The 14,173-nt window shown below is 63.6% G+C and carries 14 protein-coding genes; 8 read left to right on the top strand and 6 right to left on the bottom strand.

The genetic code is table 11. From position 1 onward, the window contains the following. Positions 1–233 precede the first annotated feature (233 nt). From F1735_RS30370 to F1735_RS30350, 5 genes are all read right to left on the bottom strand, one after another. Positions 234–689, bottom strand: coding sequence for a hypothetical protein (locus F1735_RS30370; RefSeq protein ID WP_167240403.1), 456 nt, complete (start codon positions 687–689; stop codon positions 234–236). 16 nt (positions 690–705) lie between these two features. Next, positions 706–1,002, bottom strand: coding sequence for a hypothetical protein (locus tag F1735_RS30365; protein WP_167240402.1), 297 nt, complete (start codon positions 1,000–1,002; stop codon positions 706–708). Between the two features lie 28 nt (positions 1,003–1,030). Next, entirely contained in the window at positions 1,031–4,462 is a 3,432-nt protein-coding gene (locus tag F1735_RS30360; protein WP_167240401.1) for a DUF4132 domain-containing protein, read from the bottom strand. A gap of 108 nt (positions 4,463–4,570) precedes the next feature. Beyond that, positions 4,571–5,098, bottom strand: coding sequence for a HAMP domain-containing histidine kinase (locus tag F1735_RS30355; protein ID WP_167240400.1), 528 nt, complete (start codon positions 5,096–5,098; stop codon positions 4,571–4,573). 151 nt (positions 5,099–5,249) lie between these two features. Then, on the bottom strand, positions 5,250–5,450 hold the full coding sequence (locus F1735_RS30350) for a hypothetical protein (protein WP_167240399.1): 201 nt from the start codon (positions 5,448–5,450) through the stop codon (positions 5,250–5,252). Positions 5,451–5,675: 225 nt separating this feature from the next. Here F1735_RS30350 and F1735_RS30345 point away from each other — a divergent pair, with 225 nt between their 5' ends. Beyond that, entirely contained in the window at positions 5,676–6,416 is a 741-nt protein-coding gene (locus F1735_RS30345; protein ID WP_222853118.1) for a hypothetical protein, read from the top strand. A 41-nt stretch (positions 6,417–6,457) separates the two neighbouring features. Here F1735_RS30345 and F1735_RS30340 read toward each other — a convergent pair whose 3' ends face one another. Beyond that, positions 6,458–6,706 carry a hypothetical protein gene (locus F1735_RS30340; RefSeq protein WP_167240398.1) on the bottom strand — a complete coding sequence of 83 codons (249 nt, stop codon included), beginning with the start codon at positions 6,704–6,706 and terminating at the stop codon, positions 6,458–6,460. 157 nt (positions 6,707–6,863) lie between these two features. Here F1735_RS30340 and F1735_RS30335 point away from each other — a divergent pair, with 157 nt between their 5' ends. The 7 genes from F1735_RS30335 (at position 6,864) to F1735_RS30305 (ending at position 14,093) form a co-directional block, all read left to right on the top strand. Next, positions 6,864–8,729: a PIN domain-containing protein gene (locus tag F1735_RS30335; protein ID WP_167240397.1), complete on the top strand. Its 1,866-nt coding sequence runs from the start codon at positions 6,864–6,866 to the stop codon at positions 8,727–8,729. A 23-nt stretch (positions 8,730–8,752) separates the two neighbouring features. Continuing rightward, positions 8,753–9,427, top strand: coding sequence for a VWA domain-containing protein (locus F1735_RS30330; RefSeq protein ID WP_167240396.1), 675 nt, complete (start codon positions 8,753–8,755; stop codon positions 9,425–9,427). A 6-nt stretch (positions 9,428–9,433) separates the two neighbouring features. Continuing rightward, positions 9,434–10,246: a PP2C family serine/threonine-protein phosphatase gene (locus F1735_RS30325; RefSeq protein ID WP_167240395.1), complete on the top strand. Its 813-nt coding sequence runs from the start codon at positions 9,434–9,436 to the stop codon at positions 10,244–10,246. 53 nt (positions 10,247–10,299) lie between these two features. Next, positions 10,300–11,100 carry a ferritin-like domain-containing protein gene (locus tag F1735_RS30320; protein WP_167240394.1) on the top strand — a complete coding sequence of 267 codons (801 nt, stop codon included), beginning with the start codon at positions 10,300–10,302 and terminating at the stop codon, positions 11,098–11,100. Positions 11,101–11,350: 250 nt separating this feature from the next. Continuing rightward, on the top strand, positions 11,351–12,736 hold the full coding sequence (locus tag F1735_RS30315; RefSeq protein WP_167240393.1) for an HlyD family secretion protein: 1,386 nt from the start codon (positions 11,351–11,353) through the stop codon (positions 12,734–12,736). Between the two features lie 4 nt (positions 12,737–12,740). After that, on the top strand, positions 12,741–13,430 hold the full coding sequence (locus F1735_RS35865) for a tlde1 domain-containing protein (protein ID WP_222853117.1): 690 nt from the start codon (positions 12,741–12,743) through the stop codon (positions 13,428–13,430). A 102-nt stretch (positions 13,431–13,532) separates the two neighbouring features. Beyond that, entirely contained in the window at positions 13,533–14,093 is a 561-nt protein-coding gene (locus F1735_RS30305) for a hypothetical protein (protein ID WP_167240392.1), read from the top strand. Positions 14,094–14,173 lie beyond the last annotated feature (80 nt).

Here is a 14,173-nt window from a genome sequence, read left to right as displayed (position 1 = left end):
ACCTGCTGAAGAACGAGAAGACGGCTAAGCTCGGGATCGCTACCAAGCGCATGAAGGCAGCCTGGAGCGCCGACTATCTTGCCAAGGTCTTAGGCCTACCAATCTGATCCTTCATGCAATCGCCCTGCATCAGCATGCGGCGCTCGATGTTGGTGGTGCTGGTTATAGCGCTCTCCTGTCACTGTGGTTAACGACAGCGAGCATGGGGCGTATTCAGGGCCGGTTCCGGCCTGTTAAGAATCGTGACGGTGCGCCTGGCCGGGCGCTATTTCGAGGTACGTCAGTGCGTATTCGAGATCGTGCAGCGCGATGACCGCAGCGGGCGAGGTGAAGTACAAGGTCAGGTCCAGCGTCGCCTCCATGCGCCAGATGCTGCTGACGAAGGCGCGGCAATCGTCAATGCGCGCCACGATGTGGAAGGACTGCTCGCAGGGGATGTGAACCTCGGGGCCGGCGCTGGCGACGCCGGCACTGACCAGGTCCAGGACGGCGGCCCGGTCGACCGGATGAGGCCAGCGCCGCAGCGCCGGCGCGTCAAGCGCGTTCGCCTGCGCAAGCGCTTGCCGATGACGCAGGAAGTCGCCGGGCGCGGGCATGGTGATGCGCACATCGCCAAGCCCGTCCAGCGCGGCGGCGAACTGGCGTACGCGGCGCTCGAGCAGCTTGATGCGCAACTTCTCGGAAGTCATGGTGGCTGTACCCGGCTCACCCGGTGAGAAGAACCCAGAACGCGGTACCGAGGAACATCGGCACTGCGTTTAACACAAAGCTCACCCACTTCAGCCCGGGGAGGGTATCGGGCTCGCTGAATGAGGCCAGGGCGACGAACATGCCGACGCCGCAGCCGATCACCAGGGCGGTGGCCGCGTCGCTGACGCAATCGAGCATGAAATTACCGCAGCGGAACCAAAGCGACTCAGTCCATGTCATCACGAATAGGACGAAGGTCAGCAGCGCGATGCCAATGCTGATCAGGGCTAGTCTGCTGGCGTGAATCAGCATGGCGATTCTCTGAAAAAGGTGGTGGTGTTCATGCGCATAAGGCTTGCATATCGCGAATCAGTTCGCTGGCCGCGATCGGGTCGAGCGCGGACAGCGCTTCGGCCGTGCCGACCGAACCCCACTTGTCGCCCTCGCCGGTAACCAGCTCGCACAGCCGCTGTTCGGCAGCGCTGCCGGCCGCGTCGGCGTGGATGCCCGGTTCGAGCCACAGTACCGCAATGCGCCCGGGCGCGATGAACTTGAAGACGTTGGCGATGAGGCCGCCGCCTTCGGGCGTGCCGCGCCGCCAGCCTTTGCCGGCCAGGCCCAGCACCCGCCCGGTCGGCACCGCCGCGCCGTTCCAGCGCAGCAGGCGGCCGGACGCTTTTTCAGCGTCGCTCAGGGTGTAGGTGTCGCGCCCGATCTGGGCGAAGGGCTGGGTCAGTTCATAGTCGGCCAGCAGGGCGCCGAAGGCGGCGGCGTCGGCCGCCGGCAGGTCGAGCGCATGCGGGATGCCGATGAGCGCGCCGGGCGGCAGCGCATACGCGTCGTCGGCGGCGTCGGTCAGGGCGCCGTCGGGGGCGACGCGGAAGCATCCGAGCAGGCGCGGGCCGGCGGCCTCCCAGGCGCCCCAGACGATGCGCTGCACCAGGTGGCGCAGCAGCGGATGGCCGGCCAGGAAGGTGTGGAACACCTGCGCGTCCCAGCGCCGGCGCATGCACATCGCCACTTCCAGGCGCTGCACCTGTTGCGCGGCGATGGTGCGGGCATCCTTTTTCAGGAGCTTGAAGCGCGCCACGGCGGCATCGGCCAGGGCCGCGTCGTCGCCCTTGTTCGGCTTGGGCAGGTCGGACAGGCGCTTGCCATCGGCGTCGCGCACGCAGGGCTTGAGCGCCTCGTCAAAGCCGACCAGGAAGGCGCGTGGCCCGAAATCGAGCCGCAGCGTGCCTTGCGCGTCCAGGCCCAGGTCCGGCGCCAGGCGGTCTTCCAGCTCCTCGCTGGTCAAGCCGCGCGCGGCGGCGAGCTCGGCGATTTTTTCGCGCGCGCGCTCTTGCAGGGCCTTGAACTTGACCTTTTGGGCGATGCCGTTAAGGAGGACCAGCGCGGTGTCGCTGCCGATCCGGGCCAGCACGTCGAGGCCGGCGACGGCGCGCGCGTGCTGGCCTTCACCCGGCCAGGCGCGGATCAGCGGCGCCAGCTTGCGCGCGGTCGCGTCGTTGCCGACCAGGCCGAGCGCGCTGAAAATCCAGCCCTCGCGCGATTCCGAGCCGGCATCGGTCCAGGCGCGAAAGGCGTCCCACGCAAAGGCGGCCAGCGATTCGCCGCTGCAGGCTTGGCGCACCTGGTCCACGCCCGCGTACACGCCGTCGGCGTGCGGGAAGCGCAGCATGACGCCGATATGCTCCAGGCTGGCGACCGGGAGCGGCTGGCCGCTGGCGGCAAGGCGCGGCCGGGTCCAGCCCTGCGGCTGCCAGAAGTCGGGCAGCCTGGCGATTTTTGCCGGATGACGATCGAGCGGGTCCTGGTCGAGCAGGGCGCGCAAGGCCGCTTGCACCTTCGCTTGCTCATAACGTGCCGCGACCTGCATCAGCAAGGGCGCGTGGCCGGCGCCGGCGATCAGGAGCAGGGCGGCGCGCGCCTGGTCGCGGGCCGCACCGGGCTTGCCCAGCGCCGGCGCGATCAGGGCGCAGGCCGCGTGCTCGGGATTGGCCAGCAGCCAGTCGCGTGCGGCGCTGCGCGGCGCGCCGGGTTTGAGCGTGGCGCAGGCGCGCGCCATCGGCGCCGCCAGTTCCACCGCGCCGAAATAGCGGGCGTGCCGCAGTTCCTGCGCGGGGCGGCGTTCGCAGGACGCGACGAGGCCCGGCATGCCGCGCAATCCGAGCGTCGATATCACGCGCGCCGTGCCCGATATCTCCAGGCCGTCCAGCGCATTCCATACTTGTTCATTCATCGGTTCGGGCAAGCCGGCCAGCATCCATCCGCTCATGCGCCCATCGGGGCCGTGCGCACTGCGCCATGCCGCCATCAACGCCGGCGCATCGGCATTGGCGATTGCCGATGCGGCCTGCTGCGCGTACGGTCCGTTGGCTATGCCAAGTATCCTGGCTGCCATCAGCGGATCTTTCAGCACGCCGGCTGGCGTGTACCCCGGCGCCGATAGCCCGAGCATGGCTTCCCGTTCGGACGCGTTCCAGCGCTCCACCGGCGCCAGTGCCAGCGGCGCCAGCACCAGTGCGGCGCTGGATTTTTTGACGGGCGCCAGCCAGGGCGGCGAGGCCAGCACCGGCGGCAGGCCCGCCGTGCCGGCATCGTCGGCCGGCGTGCCGCCTCCCGCTTGCGCGCCGATCTGCGCCAGCACGCGCGCCGCGCCGGGCGATATCCACGGCGCGAAATCGGGCAGCGAGCGCGCGTGCGTGTGCGCCAGTGCGGTGAGCACCGTGCGCGCCGACGCCGGGCCGGCGCCGTCGGCGACCAGTTCGCTGAGCGCGGCGATGGCGGCCAGCGGCCAGCGCTGCGCCGCTTTCGAGAAACGCACGGCCGCGTTCTTGTTGACGTCGCAGGCGAGCGCCATGGCGCGCATCGAGGCGGGGGTGCCGATGCAGGCCAGTGCGCGCCCGGCCGCCGCGATGGCTGCGCCGTCTTGCAGCAGCGTGACCGCGTCCACACCGCGTTCGCGCACCGCGCTGGCCACGGCGGCCGGGGTGGCGTGGTACATCTGGTACCAGTGGCCTTCGCGCGCGCTCAAGCCGCTCAAGGCGGCCAGGCTGGCCGGCGCGGTCGCGGTCAGGCGCAGCCAGGCCGCGCTTTGATCATGCGCCAGGATGGCCGGCAGCAGCGCCAGTTGGTCGGACAGCGCCGGCTCGTCCGGCAGCAGCACCCCGAGCAGCGGCTGGCGGCATGGATGCAGCGTCGGCACGGCGCTTCGGATCATCTGCACGCACTGCGCATAGATGGCGGCGTCGGCGACGGCGAGGTGGGCGCGCAGGGCCAGTTCGGTGGCGCAGAAGGTCGCGTGCATGGTCGACAGGCGCTTGCCGTCGCCATCGCATATATACAGGTTGACGCTGCCCATGAACGAATAGATCCAGAACGTTTCCAGCTCCAGCAAGACCTGCAGCGCATACGGCAGCCCTTTGGAGGCGACCAGGAAGTCGATGAAAGGCGATCCTTGCGCGCGCTGAAGGTCGCTCTCGAACACGGTTTGCCCGGCCAGCAGGACCACGTCGGAGTCGAAGCTGCCTTCGCGCACGTCATGCGCCACGCGCTCGGCCGCTTCGGGGTGCTTGGCAAACATCCCCATAAAATCGCACTTGCGGCGCGCATGGGCGATGTAGGTGGCCCAGGCGACGCCGGCATCCTGCGGCGGGGGCGCTCCGGGAAAGCGGCGCGAGGGCAGCGCGGCGCCGGCCAGGCTGGGGGACAGTTCGATGAGCGGGCCGGCACCAAGCCAGGGTGGGACGAGCGTCGATGTGTGCGGCATGCGTTTTCCGGCGTGAATAGGGATGAACCAGCGATGAAACCGGTGATCGAACAGCGCGGGTCTTGGCGCAACGCGTGCGTGCAAGACGGCTGCAATCTTCACGTCATACTAACATTGTATGTTTGGCACGCCTATTTGTGTACGGGATGGCGCTCGGCCACGGGCGGCGCCGGCGTATCTTGCGGGGCCGCGCGGCGCGGCCGCTTCGGGCGCGCAAGGATAGCGGCCGGCGAACTCGCGCCGCACCTGCTCGATCAGTTCGCGCATGTCGAACTGGCTCAGGCGCAGTGGAAGGCGCGCGCCCTTGGGCGCTGTGAGTGCATCGAGCACGTCGTCGACCATGCTGTCGAGGCGCAGCGCGCTGGCGGCGATTTTTTGGCCGAGGCGCCTGGCCTGCGCCAGGTCTCCGGCGAGCTCGATCAACTGCGCGCCGTTGGCGATCACCGCCAGCGCGGTGCGCATGTCGTGCGACAGCGCGGCCGCCACCTTGTGGCGCAGCTCTTCATGGATCGCGGTGAACGCGCGCACTGCTTCGCGGATGGCGGCGTAGATCGCGCGTTCGATGATGATCCATGCGGCGCCGCTGATGGCCACGCCGTGCGCGGCGCTGACATCGCGCAGCGCCTCCTGGAACAACTGGTATTCATGGATCAGTTGTTCGGCGCCGCATCGCCATCGCCGGCCGGGTGCGCTGCTCGCGCGGCTCCCGGCATCAGGGATTTTTCAGGTTTACAAGCGTACTGTATTTTCGGGATGTCGGCGTGGCGCTTGAATCGCTACTACTCGATCAGCAACTGCCCTTGGCATGCATGTGCGCAAAGGCGGCCTCGTCTGTGTTTTCGGTGCCGGTCGACTCGTCCGGGTCTGGTTCGACCCGGATCGAGACCATTTTGCCGGCATTGACTTCGAACCGGATGCGATCGTGCCCGCGCTGCTGCATGATGATGAAGGTACCCTCGGGCGGGACAAGGTGTGGGCGTGCGGGCATGGTCGTTCCTTTCGGGTTGTCGGATAGCGCGATGCGGACGTGCGCCATCGTTGGCTTTGCCTACATAGCGCATGGCGCCGCCATTCGGTTGACACGCCGGCGCAGCGCCTGCACGTCACGCTGAAACTTCTCGTAACAAGGTTAGTGGAGAAGGCTTTCTTTTTTACCTAGCAAGGCAAGCCGATTCCCGTATGATCCGCTGACATTATTGATTGAAAGTTAAAGATGCTTCTTCCGCAAGTGATTGCCGCGCGCGCCGCCGCCGGCATGTGTCTGTTGCTGCTGGTGAGCGGATGCGCCACCCGTTCCATTTCCGATTCCGCTTATCCGGGCGACTCCGGCCGCTACGGTCGCAGTTACAGCACGGCTTACCAGGGCGAGCTGACCGAATTCAATGTGCTCGGCATCGATACCAGCGTCCCGGTGACGGACGAGGCGATTCGCGCGGCGCTCGATTCGCGCCAGAAAATGACCGTCGCCAGAAACAGTGCGGTGATGCTGGTGCAATCGGGCGCCATGATTCCCGATGAAGCGATGGTCAAGGCGTTTTCGCAGTACTACCAGCCGATTGCCTTCAGCGGCCGGCCCGAAGCGAGCCAGGGGAAAGCGAATTACGCCGGCCACCTGCGCCTGGCCGCCGCCCGCAGCGGCACTGAAAAAATCATGGTGTATTGGGGCATCCTGGAATCGGGCCGCGAAAACCTCTCGACCAAGGTGGTGTCCTGGGTGCCGATCCTGGGCGCGCTGGTTCCGGATGAAAACCAGCGCATGCGCATTCGCCTGAAAGTGGCGCTGGTCGATGTCAAGACCGGCCAATGGGAGATGTTCTCGCCGGAGCCGTTCGACGATGTCGACTTCAGCTCGCGCGGCTCGCGCGCGGCCACCGACCAGGCGCAAGTCGCACTGCTCAAGGATAAAGCCTATCGCGCGGCGGTGACGCAGTTGTTCTATCAGTTTTCGAACTGATGGAGCTTGCCTTGGTCCGGCTTACAGGTCGACCTTGACGCTCAGTTCGCATACGTGATGCTGGTGATGGCGACCGGCTCGTACAGGTTCTGCGCGGCGATCGCGTAGGCGCTCTGGCAGATCGGGCCCTGGGTCTTGTCGGTGCGGCTGGCGGTGCCGAACAACGCGGCGCGCACGATGTTCGATCCGACCACGCTCTCTTGCGCATTGCCGGCGATGCGGCCGGCACCGGTGGCCACGGCGGCCGCGTTGGTGAAGCGGAAAATCGCCAGGTTGCGTTCGCGCGCCACGTGCGCGATCTTCTGTTAAATGAGAATCATTGGCAATTGTCGCGATGGCTGTATCCTAGCAATTGGAATAGTTTTTAACGCTGAGAAGCGGCGTTAAACTTGTGCTCACGTCGACCTGTCGATCCGGTCGTGCCACTCGAGGAAGACCGTCACCGCCGTGTCCACACCCCCGCGCCCCGTGCTTGTTGATACCTGTGTCCTTCTGGACGATCCGGGCGTCATTTTGCGGATCCGGCACAAGCATGGCATCCCGATCCTCAGCGGCACGGTGCTCGATGAAATCGACCATCACAAGAAGGGCAATGCGCTGATCAACAGCAATGCGCGCGCCATCTTTCGTGAGCTCAACAAGGTTCCAGGCGCAAACGTCAAGAACTTCGCGACCGGCCAGGACTTGCTGCCGGGGGACATCCTGACCCGCTTCGTGTACAAGGGCGAAGGCGTGTTCGTGCTGGGGCGGTCCACCTTCAAGTCGCGCTCGAACAACGATGGCACGATCATCGAGATTGCCAGGGACTACCAGATGCTGCTGCTCACGCGCGACGCCGGCATGAAGCTGCGCGCGCAGTCGCTCGGCGTTACCGCCATCATGTGGACCGGTCCCTTGCCTGCACCGGCAGCGGCCGCGCCGGTTGCGCTGGCGCCGTTCGCCCTGCCATCGTCGCCGCTGCTGGAGCAGGACCAGGCAACGCCGGTGCGTTACTTGCCGAAGGAAGGCGACACGGTGTGCCTGGGAAGCGGCGGCCGCATCCAGTTGGGCAAGCTCGTCAGCGAAGGCGGGGAAGGCAGCATTTATCTCGCGGCCAACGATGGCATGGTGTGCAAGATCTATCATGCCGACAAGCTGACGCTGCTGCGGCGCAAGAAGATCGAGCTCATGCTCACGCGCCAGGTCGAACGGGCCGGCATTTGCTGGCCGACCGACCTGGTGCTCAATGAGACAGGCCAGTTCCTCGGCTACCTGATGCCGCGCGCCCTGGGCAGTACCGTGCAATCGTCCTTGTTCGTCAAACCGCTGCTGGAGAAGAAATTTCCGCAGTGGCGGCGCGGCGACCTGGTCAATCTGTGCGTGGCGTTTCTGGAGCACATCCGTTTCCTGCATGGCTTGAACATTCTGGTGGGCGACATCAATCCCCTCAATTTGCTGGTCACGGCCGACAGCACCCAACTCTGGCTGGTTGATACCGACAGCTTCCAGGTCGAAAACTTCGCCTGCCCGGTAGGCACCGTCAACTTTACCGCGCCGGAAATTCAGGGGTGCAATTATCCAGAGTTCTTGCGTACCAAGGAACACGAGTTGTTCGCGGTGGCGACCATGCTGTTCATGCTGCTCCATCCTGGCAAGTCCCCGTATTCCCAGCAAGGTGGCGGATCGCCGGCCGACAATATCCGGGCCATGGATTTTCCCTACTGGTTCCGCAAGGACGGTGACGATTTCGGCGGCAAGAACACGCCGCATGGTCCGTGGCAATATATCTGGGGAAACTTGCCGTACACGGTCAAGGAAGCGTTCCACAACACCTTCCGCAGCGGCAAGCGCGCCAGCGTCGAGGAGTGGTTGCGTGCGTGTAAAAAATACCAAACCATGCTGTCCAATGGGCACACCTCGGATGCCCTGTTTGCCACCGGGTTTCACGTGCGCGATCCGCATGACGTCACGTGCGCGCGCTGCGGGACGCAGTTCGTCGCCTCGAAAGAATGGGTCGACAAGCTGACCGGGAATGGCTGGCCGGTGCGCTGCGGAGATTGCGTACAGCGTCTCAAGCTGGAACGACTGGCCAAGCAGAGCCTGCGCGACGCGGAATCTGCCGCCCATTCGCGGGTACCCGTGGAGCCGCCCAAGCGCGTGCCAGCGTCGCCCGCCCATCCGGTGAACCCGGCGCTCCCTACCCGTCCCATTCATAAGCACGCGCCGGCGGGTGCGGCGCGCGGGCCGGCCGCGCCGGCCGCGGCGCCAGGGAAGCCGCCTGCGAGCACCGGCAACACCATCCTCGATTCCATCGTGAATTTCTTTTTGAAGTAAATGTCGTTTTACAGGAGTCCATCGTGCAAGAAGAATACGTCCTTCGTCAGGAAGACCTTGTTGAAAATCCCACGGCACGGGTGCCGATTTGCCTGGTGCTCGACGTCAGCGGCTCGATGGCCGGGGAACCGATCCGCGAGTTGCAGGAGGGCGTACACATGTTCTTCAACGCGATCCGGCAAGACGAGGTCGCCCAATACGCCGCTGAAATCTGTATCGTGACCTTCGGCGACACGGCTCGCAAGGCACTCGATTTCATGTCGATCGAACGCCAGGAAGTGCCGGCGCTGGTCGCGAGCGGCACCACGCCGATGGGCCAGGCCACGATGATGGCGCTCGACCTGCTCGATGCGCGCAAGGAGGAGTACAAGCGCGCCGGCGTGGATTACTTCCAGCCCTGGATGGTCATCATGACCGACGGCGAGCCCACCGACGACATCGGCGTGGCCGTTGCCCGGGTCGGGGCGCTGGCTGCGGGCAAGAAACTCACGGTGTTCCCGATCGGCATTGGCGCCGACGCCAATTTGCAACGGCTGGCCGAACTGTCGCCGGGCCGGCCGCCGCTGCGGCTGAAGGGATTGAACTTCAAGGAATTCTTCGTCTGGCTCAGCCGCAGCGTGTCGCGCGTGTCGCAGTCGACGCCGGGCGAGGCGATCGCGCTCGATACGGCCGGCATCGACGCCTGGGCCCGGGTTTAAGCGGCGGTGGCGGCGGTTCGCTACAAGCTCGCCTGCGCACGCATTGCCGGGACCTCGCACGTGGACGCGGCGATGCCCTGCCAGGATTATGTGGCAACGCGCAATGCGCGCGGCGTGGCATGCATGGCGCTGGCCGATGGCGCCGGCTCGCGTCCGCACTCGGCCAGCGGCGCCGAGGCCTCGGTCAAGGCGGCGTTGCGCCTGCTGAGCCACCATTTCGACGAATTGCACGCCCTGGGCCAGAGCGACAGCGCCCGGGTCGCCACCAGGGTGCTCGAGGCCTGCCTGGCCGCGCTCGGGCGCAAGGCGCGCACCTTGCAGACCGGTGTGGAGCAACTGGCCTGTACGCTGATGTTCGTCGCGCACAAGGACGATCGTTACCTGTTGGGGCACCTGGGCGACGGCGCCATCATGCTCGAGACGGTGCCCGGGCAGCTCGAGGTCGTGTCGCACCCGCACAACGGGGAGTACCTGAATACGACGTTTTTTGTGACGGATCGCGATGCACAGGCGCATTTTCGCATCCACGCCGGTGAGCACGCCAGGCCATCGTTCGCCGTGATGAGTGATGGAACCGCCGAAAGCCTGTATTTGCGCTCCAGCGGCCAGGCGGCGATGGCGCTGCACAAGCTGTTTGCATGGAACCGCGACCTGTCCAGGGCGCGCATGGAAGGCGTCTTATCGGCCAATCTGGCGCAGGCGTTCGGCAAGCGCACCTCGGATGACTGTGCAATCGGATTGCTGTCGGCCCTGTCGCTCAGCGCGCATGCGCATGAGGCGGCCGGGTCGCAACAGCCGCATTTGCCTCCTGCTTCGTAGCCACGCCGGCGGGCTTGGTATACTGCCCGCATTTTCACGCACAAGGTTATCCGATGGCCCACCCGCTGGAACTGCGCGCGCACGCGCTGCAGTGCTTACTCGAACCCGATCCGGCCACCAAGACGACGGCGATTGCCGTGCTGGCGCAAGCGCAGTTGGGCGGCGACTGGCGGGTCGACAATGGCGCCGTGTTCGACGCGGCCGGTCCGATACCGGGCCGGCCCGAGCGCCCGCAACTGGTGCCGCCGCGCCTGGTTGGGCGGCGCTCGATGGTGACGGTGGAAGGGCGCGCGATGCTGGTCCATTCGCTGGCCCACATCGAATTTAACGCCATGAACCTGGCGCTCGACGCGCTCTGGCGTTTTGGCGGCCTGCCGGACGGGTACTACACCGACTGGCTGCGCGTGGCCAAAGAAGAGGCATATCATTTTTCGATGCTGGCCGCGCACCTCGAGGTGCTCGGCTACCGCTATGGCGACTTCCCGGCGCACGACAGCCTGTGGGAGATGGTCGAGAAAACCAAGGGCGATGTGGTGGCGCGCATGGCGCTGGTGCCGCGCACGCTCGAAGCGCGCGGGCTCGATGCGATTCCGCCGCTGCGCGCAAAAATCGCGCAGGCGGGCGACATGGCGGCGGCGGCCATCCTCGATATCATCCTGCGCGACGAGGTCGGGCATGTGGAGATCGGCAACCGCTGGTATCGCTATCTGTGCGAACAGCGCGGGCTCGATCCGCAGGCGGCGTACGCCGAACTGGCGCGGCGCTACGAGGCGCCGGTGCTCAAGGGGCCGTTCAATCTCGACGCGCGCCGCCGGGCGGGCTTCACAGAGGCCGAGTTGGGAATGCTTTCTTGAATCGGCGGTGAGGCGTCATGGACCGCAGTCAGCATATTGGCTGTGTCGCAGCCAGGCAAGGCTGACTTTCGTGTCGTCTCTGGCGGCCTCACAGCTGACATGCGACGGCTCGTTCTGCGTGGTAGCTACTTGTTATACGCGTCACATGACGTTCGCCTGACGTCAATCGGTCCGCTTTCGTTAAAGATTTCTGCGCAAATGGGGAACCAAAGTCTCAGCGCGAAATCGAAGTAGAGGCGAGGTGCCAGGAATGGTCGCCCGCTTGCTAATCGATGACTGGCGCGACAAAACAATGAACGGCGAAGATGAACCCAGTCCGGAGCAGTTGGCAGCAGAACTGTTCAGGCATGAAGCACGACTGACTGACGTCCAGCGTCTCGGTGCGCCCGTGATGCCTGCGGCGCTCTCCCAGTGGGCGCTAACCACCTTCCTTGTTGCATTGTTCGGCGTTGCGGCGTGGTTCGTATGCACTACACGCTACGCACACAAGGAAACCGTGATCGGGCAAGTGACGCCAGCGGAGGGGGCTCTGCGAATCATGGCCACAAAATCCGGCGTTGCTGAAAGGGTGCTTGTTAACGAAGGCGATCATGTGCGCGCTGGTCAGGTTCTCATGTTTGTATCGTCCGCTCCGAAATTGGAGCATGGCGAATCGCTTGCAGGCAGCTTGCGCGCGAACCAGCTAAGCCAACTCGACTTGCAGGCGAGCCAGGCAAGCGCACGGCGCGACCAACTGTTGCGCCAGCGAGAAGAGATCGGTGCACATCGCAAGGGTATCGTCATCGATTTAGCGCAAATTGCCGGCTCGATCCGCCTGCAGAAGGAACGCGTAGCCATTCAGGAAAAAACGGTAGTCGCGGCACAGACCTTGGGTGCGCAGGGAATGATGCCCGCGCTCACGGTTCACGCCAAGGAAAACGACCTGATTGCATCACGCCAGTTGTTAAATGCACTTTCCCGCGAAAAGTCGCAGCAGGAAAGCACCCTTGAACAACTCAGGATACAACACGCGCGGCTTGGCGCAGAGCTGCGCCTGGTCGTGATAGATGCCGCACAAATCGCTGTAAAAGAAGAAGAAAAACGGCTTACATCCGAAGCTACGTATGCGGACAATCCCACTGCTCCGCGCGACGGGGTGGTGTCCGCTCTTCAGGTCAAGAACGGCACGCCGGTGTCGCCAAACCAATCCCTTGCCGTGATCGTGCCGTCGAGTACCAACAACGGGGCCAGCGCGCTCGAGCTTGAACTGTGGGCGCCTTCACGTGCCATCGGCATGGTCAGAACTGGTGCAAAAGTGAAGATTATGTACGACGCGTTTCCATATCAGGTATTCGGCGTTGGCGAGGGCGAAGTGCGTTTCGTATCGAATGCCCCGGTTTTGCCGAACGAACTGCCGATACCGACGGAAGCCAAGGAACAGCTTTACAAAATCCGGGTCGCGTTACAACGCGACAGCTTGTCCGCATATGGCAAGCGTTGGCCGCTGGCACCCGGAATGCGTGTGACTGCCGATCTGGTCCTCGAAGAGCGAAGTTTGCTCGACTGGTTACTGGACCCTCTCCACGCGATGCAGCGGCGTTCAGGGGACGATGTGGCATCGATCCCACCTTTATCAATTGACTTATCTAGCAGGTGACATCATGCGTGAATTAAGCAAACATGAACTTTGTTTCGTTGCAGGGGGTATTGCTCAGAATCGGGCCGAGCATTGGCCACGAAATTGCGACTGGGACGCCGATAGCAATTTGATGATGTTTTCAGATCGTGATTATGCCAATGATGGCGGCGGCACGATCGAATGGTTTTCCGATTCCAATGACTATTTTGGAGATTACGGGAACTACGACAACTGGAACGACAATTTCTCGGACGGATTCGTTGGCACCGACGTGGTCGGCGGCGGGGTTGGAAGGTACGCATCAATTTCCCCGGACGCGATCCCAGAAGGTGACTATCACTTCGAATATCATCAAAGTTCGGGCAACCTGATGTTGGTCGGGAAGGACGGAATGTCCTACCAATTTGGAAGGGAAAACGCCGGTTATGCGGGTACGCCGCTGTACAAAAATAATCCCGAGGCCGACCATATCCGCAATGGCGGTCCCCTTCCTGAAGGTCGCTACATGATCGGTGACGTTACCAATCATAAAGGGCCAAATTCCATCGCGTTGAGACCGTCCTCGGAAAATGATATGCACGGACGGTCAGATTTCCTGATACATGGAGATAATGGGGGCGGCACCGCCTCCGAAGGTTGCATCATCCTCCCGCGTGATATGAGGGAATCGATAGTGAACAGCAATGTGAAAGAGTTAAGGGTCGTACGGTAGAGGGCCCGACGGCCGGCATGTTATGCCTCACATCGAAAATGCGGCCGGATATTCCGGCCGGCATTTCTCCACCATGCGGCAAAAATTGAAAGGATGGCAACAATGAGAGCAATGATTTTGCCGGTCCTGGTGATGTCATGTCTCGCCTTCACGGCCCACGCAGGCACCTACCAGAGAAATCTACCTGGTGGAATAGTCGTGACGCTGGTGGATGGTTCCTTTAACGCATCCGAACATCATATAGAAAATTGCAATCAAACCGATACCTGTCTGGTTGATCACCATCCGCCGCTGATGACTCTGGGTCTTCCGACCGTCGAAATAAAGTCGATTAAGGTCAGCGTTGGTGGATTGACATACACCCTTCCTTCGTCGCGAATGTTCGATCCTGGACTGAGTAGGAAATTCGGCGGACTGGAACGATTTGCGGGCTATTGCGTCAACCGTTTCAATTGTGCTTTTCGGGCGAAATTTGCCGAAGCCGGGGGAGCTTACTCGGCGGAATGGATTATCAGAAATGGCGTTGCGACACGAACGGTACTTTCTACCAGTATCGATATTTCGACGCTGTTTTCCAAGAACCCCGCGCCACCGCAGGATGAAAAGCACTCGCTGTCGGGGCTCTATGCCGTTTTGAGTGGAACTGGACAGCCGGCACGGTAGATGGTAGATCGCAACGGAGCGGCGGCTGGTTGTAGTGGATTGGCCGGAAGGTTTTTAAACTTGGACATGCGAAGGTAGGC

The organism is Massilia genomosp. 1 (assembly GCF_011682185.1).
GTDB classification, from domain to species: Bacteria; Pseudomonadota; Gammaproteobacteria; order Burkholderiales; family Burkholderiaceae_D; genus Telluria_A; species Telluria_A rubra.
This window is presented reverse-complemented; position numbering and strand designations above follow the sequence as displayed.